Here is an 18446-nt window from a genome sequence, read left to right as displayed (position 1 = left end):
TCAGAACTGGCGCAGGTCCTCGGCCAGCACGCGCAGGATCGGGGCACTTTCGGCCTGGCTCACCGGCTGGCCGCCTTCGTTCAGCACGCGCACCAGGCTGCCCTGGGCTTGCGGCTGCACCTGTACCTGGTAGCGCACCGGCTTGGGCGTGTCCTTCTTGCTCTTGCCGAAGAGGCGCGTCAGGATGCCAGGATTGCTTTCGCGTTCGGCGCTGGGCTGCACATAGCGCACCAGATAGCTGCCCGATTGCGGGTTGCTGCTTTCCACCGTGTAGCCGGTGCGGTCCAGGGCCAGGCCCAGGCGGCGCCAGGCCTGTTCGGTACCGTCCTGCAGCAGCAGCGTACCGGCAGCCGTATCGTGTTGCACGGTGGCGCGGGCCTGCTGGCTGGCGGTCTTGGCAGCAGCGCCTTGCTGGCGTACCACGGCATCGGCCTGCGCCTGCGGCACGCCCAGCGACACCATCAGGCGGCGCAGCATTTCGTTTTCCAGCTCGGGGCTGTTCGGGCGCGAGCGCCAGGTCGAGGTTTCCTTCTCGCGACCGGTCAGCACTTCTTCCATGCCACGGTGCGTGATGAAGATGTTGGTGCCGCCAGCGGCATTGCTTTCGACGCGCGTACGGTAGCGGTCCAGCTCGCCGGTGGAGTAGAGCGAATCGATCGCCTTGCCCAGCAGGCGGCGCACCGGATCCATCGGGATGTTGGCGCGGTTCTCGGCCCAGTCGGTTTCCATCACGCCCAGGCGCGGGTCATCGGTGGTCAGCACGAAGCCGTTGTTTTCCCAGAAGGCCTTGAGCGGATTCCACAGCTGTGCCGGCTTGCGCGGCACCACCAGCCAGCGCTGGTTGCCTTCACGCTTGATCTGCACGTCACCGATCTGGTCGGTGGCGACGTTCTGCACGGTGCCGACCTGCTTGTCCGTCACGGCGCGCTGCGCCTCGAAGGTGGCGGCACTGGCGTCACCCGGTACGTTGTAGCGGGTACTGGTGTCCAGGCGCGTCAGGTCCGGCGGGATTTCCAGCGCGTTGCCGCGTTCGGCAGACTTGTAATCGATGCCGCTGGTGCCGCCGGCAAACGGGGAACAGGCAGCCAGCAGGCTGGCGGCCAGGGCGGTCAGCGTCAGTTTGTGCAGATTCTTCACGGGGGAATGTCCTTGGTACATCGGGAGTCGGTCGTCAGATCAGGCCGGAGGCCTTCAGTGCAGCTTCCACCACGGCGTGGTTGGCGCTGCTCAGCGGGGTCATCGGCAGGCGCATGGTGCCACCGCACAGGCCCATGCGTTCCATCGCCCACTTGACCGGAATCGGGTTGGCTTCCACGAACAGATCGCGGTGCAGCGGCAGCAGGCGGTTCTGGATCTGCATGGCGGTGTTGCGGTCGCCGGCAATCGCGGCCACGCACAGCTCGTGCATCAGGCGCGGTGCCACGTTGGCGGTCACGCTGATATTGCCCTGGCCGCCGCACAGCATCAGCGCCACGGCGGTCGGGTCGTCGCCGGAATAGATGGCAAAGCCCTCGGGCACGTCACGGATCAGCCACTGTGCCTTGGCGATGTCGCCAGTTGCTTCCTTGATGCCGATGATGCCCGGGATCTGCGCCAGGCGCAGCACGGTGGCGTTGTCCATGTTGGCCACGGAACGGCCCGGCACGTTGTACAGCACCATCGGCAGGTCGCCCACGGCTTCGGCAATCGCCTTGAAGTGCAGGTACTGGCCTTCCTGGGTCGGCTTGTTGTAGTAGGGCACCACCTGCAGCTGGCTGCTGGCACCCACGCCCTTGGCGTAGCGCGCCAGCTCGATCGCTTCGGCGGTGGAGTTGGCACCGCAGCCGGCCATTACCGGCACGCGGCCAGCGGCTTGCTCGACAGCGACGCGGATGATTTCGCAATGCTCTTCGACATTGACGGTAGGGGACTCGCCCGTGGTGCCCACCACGCCGATGCAGTCGGTGCCTTCGGCGATGTGCCAGTCGATCAGCTTGCGCAGCGAGGCGTAATCGACTTGTCCATCAGGCTGGAACGGAGTGACGAGGGCGACAATGCTTCCGGTGAGGGTGGTCATGCAGGACTCTTTTCAGGTACGGTGCGAAACGGTGCACGCAGCACGCCATGCAGCGGCTGCCTCTGCCTCGGATTGTAATCCCGGGATGTTGCCACATTTTGCCGACTTCGTGCAGGACTTGCCGGCCGGCAAAGGTTACGGCAGGTTAACGTACACGTCAGCGCGGCGCCAGCCCGAAGCAGCTCCACATCAGCGCGTCCACGTTGAGCATGAAGTCGGGCTGGGTGTAGAGCAGGAACACGAACAGCAGCGCCAGGCCGGCCAGCAGCCAGGCACCGATGCGGAGCAGGGGGGATCGATGTGTCATGGCCATCAGGATGCCACGACCCGGGTCGGTCGCGCAATGGCGGATTCCCGGATCGGCAGGTTCAGCGCCGCTGCCATGATGCCCAGCGCAATCGCCAGATACCAGACGATGTCGTAGCTGCCGGTCTGGTCATACAGCAGACCGCCCAGCCAGACGCCCAGGAAGGAGCCAATCTGGTGGCTGAAGAAGGCCAGGCCGCCGAGCATGGACAGGTGCGCCACGCCGAAGATCTGCGCCACCAGCGCGTTGGTCGGCGGCACCGTGGACAGCCAGAGGAAACCCATCACGGCCGAGAAGATATAGACGCTGGTCGGGCTCAGCGGTACCAGCAGGAAGATGATGATGGCCAGCGAGCGCAGGATGTAGATGCTGGCCAGGATCACTTTCTTGCTCATGCGCTGGCCCAGGCTGCCGGTCAGGTAGCTGCCGAACACGTTGAACAGGCCGATCAGTGCCAGCGAATAGCTCGCCACCTGCGGCGAGAAGCCGTAGTCGCGCAAATAGCTCGGCATGTGTACGCCGATGAACACGACCTGGAAGCCGCAGACAAAGTAGCCGGCAATCAGCATCAGAAAGCTCGGATGGCTGGTAGCTTCGCGCAGGGCATCGGCCACGCTCTGTTCGCGCTGGCGCGGCGCGCTGCCGTGAAAGCCGGGCTCACGCAGGCCCCAGGCCAGCGGAATGATCAGCAGCGCCGCCATGCTGAGCCAGACCAGCGACAGCTGCCAGCCGGAGGTGGCAATCAGCCAGCCTTCCACTGGCACCATCAGGAACTGGCCGAAGGAGCCGGCGGCGGCGGCCACGCCCATTGCCCAGGAGCGGCGCTCTACCGGCGCGTTGCGGCCAATCACGCCGTAGATCACGGCATAGGTGGTGCCGGCCTGTGCCATGCCGATCAGCACGCCGCAGGTCAGCGCCAGCATCATCGGCGTGGTCGAATACGCCATGCCCAGCAGGCCCAGCGCGTACAGCAGCGCGCAGCCGACCAGCACCTTGAAGGCGCCGTAGCGGTCCGCCAGCATGCCGGCAAAAATGCCGCAGAAGCCCCAGGCCAGGTTTTGCACCGCCATGGCAAAGGAGAAGTGCTCGCGCGTCCAGTCATTGGCCTGGGTCATGGGTTGCAGCCACAGGCCGAAACCGTGGCGCACGCCCATCGACAGGGTCACGATCATGGCGCCGCACAGCAGGATTTGCCACAGGGGGAGCGGGGGATGGGCCGGGCTGGGCGTGGGGGTGCTGGACATGGGGCTGTCAGGAGGGCTGGAATATAGAGATCGCACACGCGCGTGCGCAACAGAAGGCTGATGGTAGCAGTTTTGACCTGCGCCTGCTGGCCGTCGCATACCTGTAAAAATTCACAGGTATTGTCGGAGGAATCCTACTAAAATGAAATGATGGTCAGTACCGCATCCCATCTTCCTTCCTATTCCGAAGGCTCCATCCGTGTCCTCAAGGGGCTGGAGCCGGTCAAGCAGCGTCCGGGCATGTACACCCGTACCGACAACCCCTTGCATATCGTGCAGGAGGTGATCGACAACGCGGCAGACGAGGCGCTGGCCGGTTTCGGCAAGAAGATCAAGGTGATCCAGCACGAAGACGGCTCGATCTCGGTCGAGGACGATGGTCGCGGCATCCCGTTCGGCATGCACCCCGAGGAAAACGCGCCGGTCATGGAACTGGTGTTCAGCCGCCTGCACGCCGGCGGCAAGTTCGACAAGGGGCAGGGCGGTGCCTACAGTTTCTCCGGTGGCCTGCACGGCGTTGGCGTCAGCGTCACCAATGCGCTGTCCAGCCGGCTCGAGGTCAGCAGCTACCGTGACGGCCAGGTGGCGCGCATGGTGTTCTCGCACGGTGACGTGATCGAGCCGCTGCAGCTGCGCCCCAGCGCCAGCGGTGATCGTCGCCAGGGCAGCACAGTGCGCGTCTGGCCCGAGCCACGCTATTTTGAAAGTGCCCAGCTGCCGCAATCTGACCTGGTGCACCTGCTGCGCAGCAAGGCAGTGCTGATGGCCGGTGTCTCGGTCAGCCTGCATAACGAAAAAACGCGCGAGACGCTTTCCTGGCAGTTCAAGGGTGGACTGGCCGACTACCTGTCGCAGACGCTCACCGCCGATCCGCTGATCCCGCTGTTCCATGGCGAGCAGTTTGCCGAAGACGGTTCCGAGCAGTTTGCCGAAGGCGAGGGCGTGTCCTGGTGTGTCGCCTTCACCGAAGAAGGCGGCCCGGTACGCGAAAGCTATGTCAACCTGATTCCCACCCATTCCGGCGGCACCCATGACAGCGGCCTGCGCGATGGCCTGTTCCAGGCGATCAAGAGTTTTGTCGAGCTGCACGCGCTGCTGCCCAAGGGCGTCAAGCTGATGCCCGAAGACGTGTTCGCGCGCGCCAGCTATGTGCTCAGCGCCAAGGTGCTGGATCCGCAGTTCCAGGGCCAGATCAAGGAAAAGCTCAACTCGCGCGATGCGCTCAAGCTGGTGTCCGGCTTTGTCCGTCCGGCGTTTGAGCTGTGGCTGCACGAGCACCTGGAAGACGGCAAGAAGCTGGCCGAACTGGTGATCCGTGCGGCGCAAAGCCGCCAGCGCGCCGGCCAGAAGGTCGAGAAGCGCAAGGGCAGCGGCGTTGCCGTGCTGCCCGGCAAGCTGACCGATTGCGAAAGCCGTGACCTTGGCCTGAACGAGGTCTTCCTGGTCGAGGGCGACAGCGCCGGTGGCAGTGCCAAGATGGGTCGCGACAAGGAAACCCAGGCCGTGCTGCCGCTGCGTGGCAAGGTGCTGAACACCTGGGAAGTCGATCGTGACCGCCTGTTCGCCAACACCGAGATCCACGATATCTCGGTGGCCATCGGCGTTGATCCGCATGGCCCGGGCGACCGCCCCGACTTGTCCAACCTGCGCTACGGCAAGATCTGCATCCTGAGCGATGCCGATGTGGACGGTTCGCACATCCAGGTACTGCTGCTGACGCTGTTTTTCCGCCATTTCCCGGCGCTGATCGATGCCGGCCATGTCTACATCGCGCAGCCGCCGCTGTTCCGAGTCGATGCGCCCGCGCGCGGCAAGAAGCCGGCCTCCAAGCACTACGCGCTGGATGAAGCCGAGATGCAATCGATCCTGGAAAAACTGCGCAAGGATGGTGTGGCCGACAGCAAGATCAGCATCAGCCGCTTCAAGGGCCTGGGCGAGATGTCGGCCGAACAACTGTGGGAAACCACACTCAATCCTGATACGCGCCGACTGTTACAGGTGCATCTGGGAACCTGGGGGCTGGAACAGACTCAGGAACTGATGGGCAAGCTGATGGGCAAGGGCGAGGCTGCTGCGCGCCGCGAGCTGATGGAGTTGCATGGCTCGGCCCTCGAACTGGAACTGGATATCTGACATGAAACCTGTTTTTCGTACCTGGCTGCTGGCCACCCTGATCGGGGGCGGTCTGCCGCTGGCGGCGCAAGCCGATGTCTGGGGCTATGTGGACGATCAGGGCATGACCCATTTCGCCGAATCCCAGCTGGACAGCCGCTACAAGCTCTACTTCAAGAACGAGAACTTCGACTTTGATCCGCGCAAGTCGGCGCTGGCGCAGAAGCAGCAACGCAAGCCTGGCCCGGCGGCCAGCGGCCTGGTCTTCAACGCGTCGGCTGACGCCGCCGCCGGCAGCAAGGCGGTCCGGCTGGCATCGCAGATCAACCGCTCGCGTTCCTACAGCCAGGTCAGCAGCCATATCAGGCGCGAAGCGAAGCGCAATGGCCTGGATTACAACCTGGTCAAGGCGGTAATCGCGGCCGAATCCGGCTTCAATGCCGGTGCCGTATCGCCAGTCGGTGCCGTTGGCCTGATGCAGATCATGCCGACCACCGCCATGGATCTCGGCCTGCGCTCCGATGCCCAGTACTCGGTCGAGGACAAGCTGACCGATCCGGCGCTCAACATCCGCCTGGGTACGCGTTACCTCAAGTTCCTGGTCAACAAGTATCCGGGTCGTCTGGATCTGGCGGTGGCGGCCTACAACGCCGGCCATGGTGCCGTGGCGCGTGCCGGCAACCAGATTCCGCGCTACCGCGAAACGCAGAACTACGTGCGCACCGTGATGGCGCTCTACAACACGCTCAACCCGGCCAGTGCCAGCCCGCTGGCCGTCGCGCGTGCCATGCCACTGGGCAAGGCGCAGGTCGGCAAGAACCGCGTCAGCATGAGCATTCCGGCCACGGCCAGGGTCGCTCCGCCACCTCCTGCGGATCCGATCGTGGTCCAGCGCCTGCGCTCCGAGAACCGGTTGGCAGAGCTGCCGCCAGCGCCAGTGGGTAACACGCCGTCAGCGCTCGATACCGTCTCGACCAAGATCGCCGAAGCCGACCTCGATGCCACCCGCCTGGGGGCAGATGTGGTAGTGCAACCGGCATCGCTGGCCCACCCCTGACCTGATTCCTGCAGCCTGCGCGCTGTGGCCTCCCCCTGAGCGGGCAGGCCGGTTGCCGCAGGCTGTCTGCCGCCCGGCAGCCTGAACCGATTCACCATGAGTACCGATACCACTTTCCCCGAACTGATGCCCGACGGGCAGGACGACCAGCCCAACCTGGCCATGTACGCGCAGCGTGCCTATCTGGAATACGCCCTGAGCGTGGTCAAGGGTCGTGCGCTGCCCGATGTCTGCGACGGCCAGAAGCCGGTACAGCGCCGCATTCTCTACGCCATGGACCGTATGGGCCTGTCCTTTGGCGGCAGCAACGGTGCCAATGGTGCCAAGCCGGTCAAGTGCGCCCGCGTCGTCGGTGACGTGCTCGGCCGTTACCACCCGCATGGCGACCAGGCGGCGTATGACGCACTGGTGCGCATGGCGCAGGATTTTTCGCAGCGCTACCCGCTGATCGATGGTCAGGGCAACTTTGGCAGCCGCGATGGCGACGGTGCCGCCGCCATGCGCTATACCGAGGCGCGCCTGTCGAAAATCGCCACGCTGCTGCTCGACGAAATCGACCAGGGCACGGTCGATTTCATTCCCAACTACGACGGCAGCACCGAGGAGCCGGCGCAGCTGCCGGCGCGCCTGCCGTTCGTGCTGCTCAACGGGGCCAGCGGCATTGCCGTCGGCATGGCGACCGAAATCCCGAGCCACAACCTGCGTGAAGTGGCCGATGCCTGCATTGCGCTGATCAAGCAGCCCAACCTGCCCGATGAGGAGCTGCTCCAGCTGTTGCCCGGACCGGACTTTCCCGGTGGCGGCCAGATCATCAGCAGCGCCGAAGACATCGCCGACGCCTATCGCAGCGGCCGTGGCTCGCTCAAGACACGCGCGCGCTGGGTGATCGAGGACCTGGCGCGCGGCCAGTGGCAGCTGGTGGTGACCGAGCTGCCGCCCAACGTCAGCGCGCAAAAGGTGCTCGAGGAAATCGAGGACCTGACCAACCCCAAGATCAAGAGCGGCAAGAAGGCGCTCAGCCAGGAGCAGCTGCAGCTCAAGGCCAGCCTGCTGGCGGTACTCGATGGCGTGCGTGACGAATCGAGCAAGACGGCGCCTGTGCGTATCGTGTTCGAGCCGCGCACGCGAACCGTCAGCCAGCAGGACCTGATTGGCGCGCTGCTGGCGCACACCAGCCTGGAAACCTCGGCCTCGATTAACCTGACGCAGATCGGCATCGACGGCAAGCCGACGCAGAAATCGCTGCGCCAGATGCTGCAGGAGTGGATCAGCTTTCGCCAGACCACGATCCAGCGCCGCAGCCGCCACCGGCTGGACAAGGTGCTGGACCGCATCCATATCCTGGAAGGGCGCCAGCTGATCCTGCTGAATATCGATGAGGTGATCGCCATCATCCGTGCCAGTGATGATCCCAAGGCGGCGCTGATCGAGCGTTTCCGTCTGACCGAGCGCCAGGCCGAGGACATCCTGGAAATCCGCCTGCGCCAGCTGGCCAGGCTGGAAGCGATCAAGATCGAGCAGGAACTGTCCGAGCTACGCGCCGAACAGCAGCGGCTGGAAGATATCCTCGGCAGCGAGGCCAGCCTGCGCCGCCTGATGATCAAGGAGATCGAGGCCGACGCCAAGCAGTTTGCCGATGCGCGCCGCACGCTGATCCAGCAGGAGCGCCGCGCCGTGGTCGAGGTCAAGGTGGTGGACGAGCCGGTCACCGTGGTGATCAGCGAAAAAGGCTGGGTGCGTGCGCGCACCGGCCACGGCCATGCGCCGGACAGTTTCAGCTTCAAGTCCGGCGATGCGCTCTACGGCACTTTCGAATGCCGCACGGTGGATACACTGCTCGCCTTTGGCAACAATGGTCGCATCTACACGGTCGCGGTCTCCGGCCTGCCGGGTGCGCGCGGCGATGGCCAGCCGATCTCGGCCATGATCGAGCTCGAGGCCGGCACCCATCTGCTGCACTTTATCGCCGGTGCGCCACAGAGTACCTGGCTGCTGTCCGGCAGCGGGGGCTACGGTTTCCTCGCCAGCATCGAGCACATGAGCTCGCGCCAGCGTGCCGGCAAGGCCTTCATGACCTGCAACGCGGGTGAGACGATTTGCGCACCGTCCCGCGTCAGCGCTGCCGATACACCCGGCCAGCAGCTGGCCGAAGCCACCCATGTAGCCTGCGCCAGCACCGATGGTCGCCTGCTGACTTTTGCCATCACCGACTTGCGCACCATGCCCAACGGCGGTCGCGGCCTGATGCTGATGAGCCTGGAGGACAAGGCCAGCCTGGTTGGTGCTGCAGCGTATGCCCGCAGCATCCGGGTCAGCGGCATCGGTCGTGGCAGCAAGCCGCGCGAGGAGACGCTGGAAATCCGCAGCCTCAACAACGCCGCCGGCGTGAGGGGCCGCAAGGGCAAGGACGCTGGCTGGACCTTCAAGCTGCAACGCATCGAGAAGGTACAGTAAGCCATGGCCAAGACAGAGAAACTGCGTCCGATGGCGCTCGATGACATGCTGTTCCAGCAGGGCTTTGGCACGCGCCGTGTCTGTGCCGGGCTGGTGCAGCAAGGCCTGGTGCAGGTCGAAGGCGAGATCGTGCGGGATGCACTGCACCCGGTGGAGCCGCGCGAAGGCCTGCGCTTCAGCGTGCAGGGGCAGGACTGGGAATACCATGCCAAGGCCTACCTGATGCTGCACAAGCCGGCCGGCACCGAATGCTCGCAAAAGCCCTCGGCCTGGCCGAGCATCTATACGTTGCTGCCGGCACCGCTGCGCCAGCGCCCGCAGAAAAGCAGTGTGCAAGGCGTACAGGCCATCGGCCGGCTGGACCAGGACACCACCGGTCTGCTGATCCTGACCGATGACGGCCAGCTGATCCACCGTATGGCCTCGCCACGGCATCAGGTGCCCAAGCTTTACCAGGTACAGTGCAAGCACCCGATCGAGGAGCGCCAGGTCGAACGCCTGCTGGCCGGTGTGGTGCTTGATGACGATCCGAAACCGGTGCAGGCGGCTGCCTGTGTCATCACCAGCGAGACCACGCTGGACCTGACGCTGACCCAGGGCAAGTACCACCAGGTCAAGCGCATGCTGGCCGCCGTCGGCAACCGGGTCGAAGGCCTGCATCGGCACAGCATCGGTGCGCTGCAGCTGCCAGCCGATCTGGCGCCGGGTCAGTGGCGCTGGCTGACGCCGGACGATCTGCAGGCGCTGCAACAGAAATAGGCCGGCTTCGCTACACTGCTGTCTATCATGAAAATCCTGCTTGATGCCTTCTGGCGCGCCGTCGCCTACTGCCTGCGGCCGCGCGTGATCCTGCTGTCGCTGCTGCCTTTTGTCGTGATGCTGCTGGCCGGGCTCGCCTTTGCCCAGTGGGGCTGGTGGCCGGCGGTCGATACCGTGCTGGAGTGGCTGGAAGGCACGACGCTGCTCGCCACCCTGCACCAGGCGCTGGACTGGCTGAATCTGCCACATTTCAAGAACGTGATCGCGCCGCTGGTGGTGGTGTTTTCCATCACGCCGCTGATCGTGCTGGCCTCGTTGCTGCTGGTGGCCGGCTTCATGACGCCGGCACTGGTCAAGCTGGTAGCCGAGCGCCGCTTCCCGCAACTCGAGCGCAAGCACGGTGCCTCGCTGCTGGCCAGCATCGGCTGGTCGCTTGGCCACACTGTGCTGGCGCTGTTGCTGCTGTTGTTCAGCATCCCGCTCTGGTTCATTCCGCCGCTGGTGCTAATCGTGCCGCCGCTGATCTGGGGCTGGCTCAGCTACCGCGTGATGAGTTTCGATGCCTGGTCCGAGCACGCCAGCAAGCCGGAGCGCCGCCAGCTGATGCAACGCCATCGCACCGAACTGCTCATCATCGGCATCATCACCGGTCTGCTCGGTACCGCGCCCAGCATTGTCTGGGCCTCGGCCACGGTGTTCCTGGTCGCTTTTGCCGTACTGATTCCGGCGGCGATCTGGATCTACATGCTGGTATTTGCGTTTTCCTCGCTCTGGTTCGTGCACTTCTGCCTGGCCGTGCTGCAGCAGCAGCGCCAGCAGGAAGAGCGTGAACGCGCCGCCTTTGTCGCCAGCCAGCCCGGCTTTGATGTCGGGAGCCGTCCCGTCGTGCCGGTTGCCGAGACCCTGACTCTTCCCGCTGCGGCCAGCCGCGCCTCCAACAAGGATTCCGCATGACTGCTCCCGTTCTGCCCCATGGCATCCAGGCGCCGCCGGCACATGCCAGCATGCCGCGCTTTCACCTGCTGCTGATCGGTGACGAGCTGCTGTCCGGCCGCCGCCAGGACAAGCATGTGCCGCACACCATCCAGACCCTGGCCGAGCGTGGCCTGACGCTGAGCTCGGTGCGCATCGTCGGGGACGGTCGCGCCGATATCGTTGCGGCCCTGCGCGATGTCCTGGCCTGCGGCGATGTGGTGTTTTCCTGCGGCGGCATCGGTGCCACGCCGGATGACCAGACACGCCAGGCGGCTGCCGAAGCCCTCGGCGTGGAGCTGGCGCTGCACCCCGAGGGTGCGGTGCTGATCGAGCAGCGCTTCCGGCAACTGGCCGAGCAGCGTGGCGTGCCGTACAACCCGACCGATGCCGAACACCAGCAGCGCCTGCAGATGGCGATGTTCCCGATCGGCTGCCAGATCGTGCCCAACCCCTACAACCAGATCGCCGGCTTCTCGATCGGTCACGTGCATTTCTATCCCGGCTTCCCGGCCATGGCCTGGCCCATGATGGCCTGGACGCTGGACCAGTACTACGCACGCTGGTTTGACCAGCGTGAGTGGGCCGAGCGTTCGCTACTGGCCTGCAAGGCCTCCGAGGCCAGGATCACGCCGCTGCTGGAAGCCATCGAGGCGCGCTACCCGCTGGTCAAGGTGTTCAGCCTGCCGACACTGCAGCATCCGGTGCATGGCCCGCACATCGACCTGGGCGTCAAGGGCGCGCCAGACCAGGTGCCAGCCGCTTTTGCCGAGATGGAGCAGGGCCTGCGTGAACTGGGCATTCAGCTGGTGTATCCGCAGGCTGCGGATCCGGCCTGATTCGGCAACGACCAATGCACCAAAAAAGTGCGTCATTGTCCTCATTTTGGTGCGTCATGCAATTTTTTCATGAGCGGACAGATACGCGTTGGCCGGCAACAGGCACAATACCGGGATAGTTCCGTCTGCAGCCGTGGGTTTCGCCCTTTCTGGCGTGAAAAACACCCTGATCTGAAAGTTGGCACGCTTGTTGCATGCAATTCCGGATATCCAGAAGACCTCCGGAATGTCCCGGCGGAGCGGCGGATCTGAACAGTCACTTTGTTAGGAGAAAGTACGATGGCCAAAAGCGTCCAGGACGTGATGAACATGGTGAGCGAGAATGAAGTCAAGTTCGTTGACTTCCGTTTCACCGATACCCGTGGCAAGGAACAGCACGTCACCGTGCCGGTCTCCCACTTCGATGAAGACCGCTTCACCGACGGTCAGGCCTTTGACGGCTCCTCGGTAGCCGGCTGGAAGGGTATTGAGGCATCCGACATGCTGCTGATGCCTGATCCGAACACGGCCAACATCGATCCCTTCTTCGAGGAAACCACCCTGGTGCTGACCTGCGACGTGCTGGAGCCGGGAGATGGCAAGGCCTACGAGCGCGACCCGCGCTCCATCGCCAAGCGCGCCGAAGCCTACCTGAAGGCTTCCGGCCTGGGCGACACGGCTTACTTCGGTCCGGAGCCCGAGTTCTTCATCTTCGACAACATCCGCTGGAAGACGGAAATGTCCGGCTGCTTCGTCGAGATCGACGAGTACGAGGCACCCTGGAACTCCGGCCGCCAGTTCGAAGGCGGCAACAAGGGTCACCGTCCCACCGTCAAGGGCGGCTACTTCCCGGTGCCCCCGATCGACAGCACGCAAGACCTGCGCGCCGAAATGGTGCTGATCATGGAAGCCATGGGCATCCCGGTCGAGGTGTTCCACCACGAAGTGGCCGGTGCCGGCCAGTGCGAGATCGGTACCCGTTTCAGCACCTTGGTCGAGCGTGCCGACTGGACCCAGCTGCAGAAGTACATCATCTGGAACGTGGCCAATGCCTACGGCAAGACGGCTACCTTCATGCCCAAGCCTTACGCCGGTGACAACGGTTCCGGCATGCACGTGCACCAGTCCATCTGGAAGGACGGCAAGAACCTGTTTGCCGGCAACGGCTACGCTGGCCTGAGCGATTTCGCCCTGTACTACATCGGCGGCATCATCAAGCACGCCCGTGCCTTGAACGCCATCACCAACCCGTCCACCAACAGCTACAAGCGTCTGGTGCCGCACTTCGAGGCGCCGGTCAAGCTGGCTTACTCCAGCCGCAACCGCTCTGCCTCCATCCGCATCCCGCACGTGGCCAGCGACAAGGCGCGTCGTGTCGAGGCCCGTTTCCCGGATCCGATGATGAACCCCTACCTGGGCTTTGCCGCGCTGCTGATGGCCGGCCTGGACGGTGTCGAGAACAAGATCCACCCGGGCGAAGCCGCCACCAAGGACCTGTACCACCTGCCGCCGGAAGAGGACAAGCTGATCCCGACCGTCTGCCACAGCCTGGACCAGGCGCTGGACGCACTGGATGCCGACCGCGCCTTCCTGACCAAGGGCGGCGTGTTCAGCGACTCCATGCTGGATGCCTACATCGAACTCAAGATGGGTGAAGTCACGCGCATGCGCATGGCACCGCACCCGCTCGAGTTCGAGATGTACTACTCGCTGTAAGCGTAGCAGCAGGGCGGCAGTCGTCGCTCTTGCCGGTACACCAGCCTCGTCACTCCGGTGGCGAGGCTGTCTTGTTTGTGGCATGTCATGCACATGTCATCGGCATGTCAAATGCCTTGCCGACAATCGATGCGTTTCTGCGGCTAGAATAGCTGCAGAAATTAATACTTAATAATTCACATGTTTCGCATCGATTCCCGTCTGCCGGTCGGCCTGCTGGTGCTGCTGTCGCTCATGAGCCAGGGCGCGGCAGCCAGCCCGATCTACCGTTGCGGCAACGAATACACCAACCAGGCCAGCCGCATCAAGCAGGGCGGTTGCGTGCCGGTCGCCGGCCAGGTCACGCGCGTGGCGCGCCCGGATGTCAACTGGGCCAAGCCGGCCAGCAACAGCAAGCGCAGCACGACGCCGCCGCGCGTACAGCGTACCAACCATGTGCCGGCACAGCAGCAGCGGGCACGTGATCGCGATGCCCGCGCCATCCTGCAGGCCGAACTGAACAAGGCCAGCGCCCGCCTGCGCGAACTGCAGCTGGAATACAACCATGGCCAGCCCGAACGACTCGGTTCCGAGCTGAATAACCACCAGAAATACCTGAATCGCGTGGCCGGCCTGCGCAATGACATCCAGCGCGTGGAAAGCGATCTGGCCGGCCTGCGCCGTGAACTGGGTCGCGCCGGCGGCTGATCCCGGCAGGCGTTAGACTGGAGTTTTTCCGCCACTACCGCCCATGTCCGATTCCCTGTCGCACCCGTCAAGCCGCCGCAGGCAGACTGATGCTCGCTCGCTGCAAGAGGCTGGCTCTTGGGCGGCGTTTGATGCACTCGCCACGCTGGTCGCCGTGGTGCGCCAGGATGCCACGCTGCTGTTCGTCAATGCCGCGCTGGAAGATGTACTCGGCCATTCCCGCCTGACCTTGTGCGGCCAGTCACTCGCTCCCTGCTTTGCCGAACCGGAGGCCTTGCTGCAGGGCATCCACCAGGCCTGCACCGCACAGTTTGCCACCCAGCGCTACGACGCCCAGTTGCTACGACAGGGCGCCGATGCGCTGCCGGTACATGTGGTGATCGCGCAGACCGACAATCCGGAGCAGGTGGTCATTGAACTGGTACAGCTGGACACGCAAAACCGCCATGATCGTGAAGGCCGCCTGCTCAGCCAGGGCCTGGCGAACAAGGAACTGGTGCGCAATCTGGCGCACGAAATCAGGAACCCGCTTGGCGGCCTGCGCGGTGCCGCCCAGCTGCTCGACATGGAGCTGGAACAGCCGGCACTGCGCGAATACACCCAGGTCATCATCCGCGAGGCCGATCGCCTGCAGGCCCTGGTGGATCGTCTGCTGAAGCCGCACCGCAGTGCCCCCGAGCTGGGCCAGGTCAATATCCATGAAGTTTGCGAGCGCGTGCGCAGCCTGGTACTCGCCGAGTACCCGCAGGGCCTGAGCGTGGTGCGCGATTACGATACCTCGATTCCCGAATTCACCGGCGACCGTGAGCGCCTGATCCAGTCGGTGCTGAACCTGGTGCAGAACGCCGCGCATGCGCTGGAAGCGCGGCGCCAGGCCGGCGATGCGCAGATCGTGCTGCGTACCCGCGTGCTGCGCCAGGTCACGCTGGGCAAGCAGCGCTACAAGTTGGCACTGGAATTGCTTGTCATCGACAACGGACCGGGCGTGCCGCCGGCCATGCAGGACCAGGTGTTCTATCCCCTGGTCACGGGCAAGGCCGGTGGCACGGGCTTGGGCCTGACGCTGGCGCAGACCTATGTGCAACAGCATCAGGGCCTGATCGAATGCGACAGCGTTCCCGGCCATACGGTATTCCGGGTGCTGATTCCGCTGGCGTGAAGCGGCTCTGGTTGCTGTGTACGGGCAGGCGAACCTGTTGACAGGTAGCAGCTGCCAGTCAATTGACAGGGTAATGCACTAATATGGTGCATGCCTGATGCGATAAGGAAAGCCATGAATGCAGTCTGGATCGTGGACGATGACGCGTCCATCCGTTTTGTGCTGGAGCGCGCGCTACAGCGCGAGTCGCTGCCGGTACGCTGTTTCGAACAGCCGTCGCAGGTGTTGCAAGCGCTGGAAGAGGCCAGCGGGCAGCCCGCGGTACTGATCAGCGATATCCGCATGCCCGATGCGCAAGGTCTGTCCGGCCTGGATCTGCTGCAGCGGGTGCAGCAGCAATGGCCTGCGTTGCCGGTAATCATCATGACGGCGTTTTCCGATCTGGACAGCGCCGTGGCGGCGTTCCAGGGCGGTGCCTTCGACTATCTGCCGAAACCGTTCGACTTGCCCAGGGCAGTCGAGCTGGTGCGCCGTGCCATCGAAAGCAGCGAAAGCCAGGCCGCCACGGCCGATGACAGCCCGCTCGAACATCAGGAAATGCTGGGCCAGGCACCGGCCATGCAGGAGGTGTTTCGTGCCATTGGCCGACTGGCGCACAGCCAGGCCACGGTGCTGGTGACCGGCGAAAGCGGCTCCGGTAAGGAGCTGGTGGCACGCGCGCTGCATCGCCATTCCTCGCGCGCCAGCGGGCCGTTCGTGGCGATCAACACCGCGGCGATTCCGCGTGATCTGCTGGAAAGCGAGCTGTTTGGCCACGAGCGTGGCGCCTTCACCGGTGCGCAGCAATTGCGCCGCGGCCGCTTCGAGCAGGCCGAAGGAGGCACGCTGTTTCTGGACGAGATTGGCGACATGCCGCTGGAGCTGCAGACCCGGCTGCTGCGCGTGCTCAGTGATGGCCATTTCTATCGCGTCGGCGGCCAGCAGGCGATCAAGGCGAATGTGCGCATCATCGCGGCTACGCACCAGCAACTGGAACAACAGGTGCAGCAGGGCGTGTTCCGCGAAGACCTGTACCACCGGCTCAACGTGATCCGCCTGCGTCTGCCGCCGTTGCGCGAGCGTCAGCAGGATATCGGTATGCTGGCGCGCCACTTCCTGCAGCGTAGCGCGCAGCAACTGGCGGTCGAACCCAAGCGCCTCGGTGAGGCCGCCTTGCGCGAGCTGCAGCAGTTTGCCTTTCCGGGCAATGTGCGCCAGCTGGAAAACATCTGCCACTGGCTGACGGTGATGGCGCCCGCATCGCTGATCGACAGCAAGGACTTGCCGCCGGAGGTGCTGGGGCAAAGTCAGGGCAGCGTCTTGCCGGCAGCAACGGCCAGGGAGCTTGTCGTGCCACAGGACGCGATCGTCTCCTGGCAACAGGGGCTGGAGCAGCAGGCCACGGCGCTGCTGCAGGCCGGCGAGTCCGATATCTGGCCCGGGCTCATCGCGGAGTGTGAGCGCGCCCTGATCCGGGCGGCGCTGGCGGCCACGCAGCAGCGCCGTGTCGAGGCCGCCCAGCGGCTCGGCATCGGCCGCAACACGATTTCGCGCAAGATGCAGGAGCTGGATATGGGCTAATTGCCATTATTGCTGTGATATTGCGGCAATTAATACCCGTGTTCGGGGAAAAAGCAGGCTTTCGACACGGTTATGACCCCGTCACGGCGTACACTTTGGCAGTCTTTGCATTTTCTGTTTCCAATTGTCATGACCCAGTCCGCACCGTCCAATCTGCTGGACAAACTGTCGCTGCTGACCCGGCTGCAGGGCAGCCCCTTGTCAGCCCATGCGCTGGCAGCGCAAACCCTGCGCAACGAGGCTGGTTGGAGTTCCCCCCATTTGACGGACACTTTCACTGAGAAGAAAGGAGCCCCCATGGGAAAAACCAAGCCCCCGTACCCCGAGGCATTCAAACAGCAGATCGTCGAGCTGTTTCATTCCGGTCGCAGCCAATCCGAGCTGGCACGTGAGTTCGATGTGTCAGCGGTGAGCATTGCCAACTGGGTTGCACGCGCTGCAGCCGATGCTGGCAAGCCGTTATCCGGCAAGGATGTGTTGACAACGTCCGAGCGCGAGGAACTCGTCCGCTTGCGCCGGGAGGTCAAGCGTCTTCAAACGGAGCGCGACATCCTGGCAAAGGCTACGGCCTGGTTTGCCGGACAAAGCGAGAAGACGTCCACGCCGTCTACGCGCTGATGCAGGCGAACCAGGCCGATCTCCCAATACGCACCATGGCCCGGGTGTTGGGTGTGTCCAGCAGTGGTTACCACGACTGGCTAAATCGCCGACCCAGTGCACGCGATCAGGCCAATGCCGAGCTGCTGCTGCGCATCAAAGCCATCCATCAGATGAGCGATACCACCTACGGCGTGCCGCGCATGGTCGCGCAACTGGCGCGCGATGGGGTGATCGTCAACAAGAAGCGCGTCGAACGCCTGATGCGTCAGGCGAGTCTGAAGGGTGTCAGCCGCCGGCGCGGCTGGTGCGTGACAACGCGCCGTGATCGAGAGGCTGGGCTGGCCAGCGATCTGGTCAATCGCCGCTTTGCGGCGGATGCTCCTAACCAACTTTGGGTGGCAGACATGACCTACCTGCCTACCTGGAGCGGGTTTGCCTATCTGGCGGTAGTCATCGACGTATACAGCCGCAAAGTAGTGGGTTGGGCCTTTGGCACGCGCATGACGGCCGATCTGGTGGTGCAGGCGTTGGAGATGGCCGCCTTCACGCGCAAGCCCCAGGGCGTCATCCACCACTCCGATCAGGGCAGCCAATACACCAGCACGGTGTTTGGCAAGCGTTGCGAGGAAATGGGCGTGCGCCCAAGCATGGGATCGGTGGGGGATGCTTACGACAACGCCATGGCCGAGAGTTTCTTTGCCAGCCTGGAATGCGAACTGGTCAACCGAAGAAGCTGGAAAAGCCAGACCGAGGCCAGGCATGCCGTGTTTACCTGGATAGAGGGCTGGTACAACCCACATCGGTTGCACAGCGCACTGGGCTACCTTGCTCCCAACGAATTCGAGCAAATCAATGCACAATCCGGGCAGTCCCCGGTAGAAAATACCACCGTTACCGCGCTGAATTCTTCAGCGCTCAACCGTCCGTGAGATAGGGGGAACTCCA

15 protein-coding genes are annotated in these 18446 nt (G+C 64.1%); 11 read left to right on the top strand and 4 right to left on the bottom strand.

Annotated elements, in window-relative coordinates; all coding sequences use genetic code 11:
- The 4 genes from bamC to V1261_RS02345 form a co-directional block, all read right to left on the bottom strand.
- Complete coding sequence (gene bamC, locus V1261_RS02360) at positions 1–1137, bottom strand: outer membrane protein assembly factor BamC (protein ID WP_329769838.1); 1137 nt, start codon at positions 1135–1137, stop codon at positions 1–3.
- Positions 1138–1171: 34 nt separating this feature from the next.
- Positions 1172–2056 carry a 4-hydroxy-tetrahydrodipicolinate synthase gene (dapA, locus tag V1261_RS02355; RefSeq protein WP_329769837.1) on the bottom strand — a complete coding sequence of 295 codons (885 nt, stop codon included), beginning with the start codon at positions 2054–2056 and terminating at the stop codon, positions 1172–1174.
- 157 nt (positions 2057–2213) lie between these two features.
- A complete protein-coding gene (locus V1261_RS02350) occupies positions 2214–2363 on the bottom strand; it encodes a hypothetical protein (RefSeq protein WP_329769836.1) in 150 nt (49 codons plus the stop codon).
- A gap of 5 nt (positions 2364–2368) precedes the next feature.
- Positions 2369–3607 (bottom strand): MFS transporter, encoded by a 1239-nt coding sequence (locus V1261_RS02345; protein ID WP_329769835.1) that lies wholly within the window; start codon positions 3605–3607, stop codon positions 2369–2371.
- Between the two features lie 147 nt (positions 3608–3754).
- On the opposite strand from V1261_RS02345, the gene V1261_RS02340 reads away from it, so the two are divergent.
- The 11 genes from V1261_RS02340 (at position 3755) to V1261_RS02290 (ending at position 18430) form a co-directional block, all read left to right on the top strand.
- Complete coding sequence (locus V1261_RS02340; RefSeq protein ID WP_329769834.1) at positions 3755–5740, top strand: DNA topoisomerase IV subunit B; 1986 nt, start codon at positions 3755–3757, stop codon at positions 5738–5740.
- 1 nt (position 5741) lies between these two features.
- On the top strand, positions 5742–6776 hold the full coding sequence (locus V1261_RS02335) for a lytic transglycosylase domain-containing protein (protein ID WP_329769833.1): 1035 nt from the start codon (positions 5742–5744) through the stop codon (positions 6774–6776).
- Between the two features lie 96 nt (positions 6777–6872).
- Entirely contained in the window at positions 6873–9230 is a 2358-nt protein-coding gene (parC, locus tag V1261_RS02330; protein ID WP_436231781.1) for a DNA topoisomerase IV subunit A, read from the top strand.
- A gap of 30 nt (positions 9231–9260) precedes the next feature.
- On the top strand, positions 9261–9989 hold the full coding sequence (locus tag V1261_RS02325; protein WP_329770113.1) for a pseudouridine synthase: 729 nt from the start codon (positions 9261–9263) through the stop codon (positions 9987–9989).
- 27 nt (positions 9990–10016) lie between these two features.
- Positions 10017–10943 carry an EI24 domain-containing protein gene (locus tag V1261_RS02320; protein ID WP_329769832.1) on the top strand — a complete coding sequence of 309 codons (927 nt, stop codon included), beginning with the start codon at positions 10017–10019 and terminating at the stop codon, positions 10941–10943.
- Positions 10940–11800, top strand: a complete 861-nt coding sequence (locus V1261_RS02315; RefSeq protein ID WP_329769831.1) for a competence/damage-inducible protein A — start codon at positions 10940–10942, stop codon at positions 11798–11800. Before V1261_RS02320 ends, V1261_RS02315 begins: the two co-directional genes overlap by 4 nt.
- Before the next feature lie 279 nt (positions 11801–12079).
- On the top strand, positions 12080–13495 hold the full coding sequence (gene glnA, locus V1261_RS02310) for a type I glutamate--ammonia ligase (RefSeq protein ID WP_329769830.1): 1416 nt from the start codon (positions 12080–12082) through the stop codon (positions 13493–13495).
- A gap of 180 nt (positions 13496–13675) precedes the next feature.
- The gene (locus V1261_RS02305; protein WP_329769829.1) at positions 13676–14182 is read left to right on the top strand and encodes a hypothetical protein; all 507 of its coding nucleotides are present in this window, start codon (positions 13676–13678) and stop codon (positions 14180–14182) included.
- A gap of 43 nt (positions 14183–14225) precedes the next feature.
- Complete coding sequence (gene glnL / locus V1261_RS02300; RefSeq protein ID WP_329769828.1) at positions 14226–15341, top strand: nitrogen regulation protein NR(II); 1116 nt, start codon at positions 14226–14228, stop codon at positions 15339–15341.
- A 114-nt stretch (positions 15342–15455) separates the two neighbouring features.
- Positions 15456–16901, top strand: coding sequence for a nitrogen regulation protein NR(I) (ntrC, locus tag V1261_RS02295; RefSeq protein ID WP_329769827.1), 1446 nt, complete (start codon positions 15456–15458; stop codon positions 16899–16901).
- Positions 16902–17198: 297 nt separating this feature from the next.
- A protein-coding gene (locus V1261_RS02290; RefSeq protein WP_405197982.1) for an IS3 family transposase occupies positions 17199–18430 on the top strand; the annotation gives its coding sequence in 2 pieces (ribosomal slippage) (positions 17199–17466 and positions 17466–18430; 1233 coding nt in all).
- The last annotated feature ends 16 nt before the right edge of the window (positions 18431–18446 follow it).

It is taken from the genome of Brachymonas sp. J145, from assembly GCF_036312245.1.
Classification (GTDB): Bacteria; Pseudomonadota; Gammaproteobacteria; order Burkholderiales; family Burkholderiaceae_C; genus Brachymonas; species Brachymonas wangyanguii.
This window is presented reverse-complemented; position numbering and strand designations above follow the sequence as displayed.

Bases quoted from the DNA above. Each gene is read 5' to 3' on its own strand.
- dapA (WP_329769837.1), bottom strand. From the start codon at position 2,056: ATGACCACCCTCACCGGAAGCATTGTCGCCCTCGTCACTCCGTTCCAG.
- V1261_RS02350 (WP_329769836.1), bottom strand. From the start codon at position 2,363: ATGACACATCGATCCCCCCTGCTCCGCATCGGTGCCTGGCTGCTGGCC.
- V1261_RS02345 (WP_329769835.1), bottom strand. From the start codon at position 3,607: ATGTCCAGCACCCCCACGCCCAGCCCGGCCCATCCCCCGCTCCCCCTG.
- V1261_RS02340 (WP_329769834.1), top strand. From the start codon at position 3,755: ATGATGGTCAGTACCGCATCCCATCTTCCTTCCTATTCCGAAGGCTCC.
- V1261_RS02335 (WP_329769833.1), top strand. From the start codon at position 5,742: ATGAAACCTGTTTTTCGTACCTGGCTGCTGGCCACCCTGATCGGGGGC.
- parC (WP_436231781.1), top strand. From the start codon at position 6,873: ATGAGTACCGATACCACTTTCCCCGAACTGATGCCCGACGGGCAGGAC.
- V1261_RS02325 (WP_329770113.1), top strand. From the start codon at position 9,261: ATGGCGCTCGATGACATGCTGTTCCAGCAGGGCTTTGGCACGCGCCGT.
- V1261_RS02320 (WP_329769832.1), top strand. From the start codon at position 10,017: ATGAAAATCCTGCTTGATGCCTTCTGGCGCGCCGTCGCCTACTGCCTG.
- V1261_RS02315 (WP_329769831.1), top strand. From the start codon at position 10,940: ATGACTGCTCCCGTTCTGCCCCATGGCATCCAGGCGCCGCCGGCACAT.
- glnA (WP_329769830.1), top strand. From the start codon at position 12,080: ATGGCCAAAAGCGTCCAGGACGTGATGAACATGGTGAGCGAGAATGAA.
- V1261_RS02305 (WP_329769829.1), top strand. From the start codon at position 13,676: ATGTTTCGCATCGATTCCCGTCTGCCGGTCGGCCTGCTGGTGCTGCTG.
- glnL (WP_329769828.1), top strand. From the start codon at position 14,226: ATGTCCGATTCCCTGTCGCACCCGTCAAGCCGCCGCAGGCAGACTGAT.
- ntrC (WP_329769827.1), top strand. From the start codon at position 15,456: ATGAATGCAGTCTGGATCGTGGACGATGACGCGTCCATCCGTTTTGTG.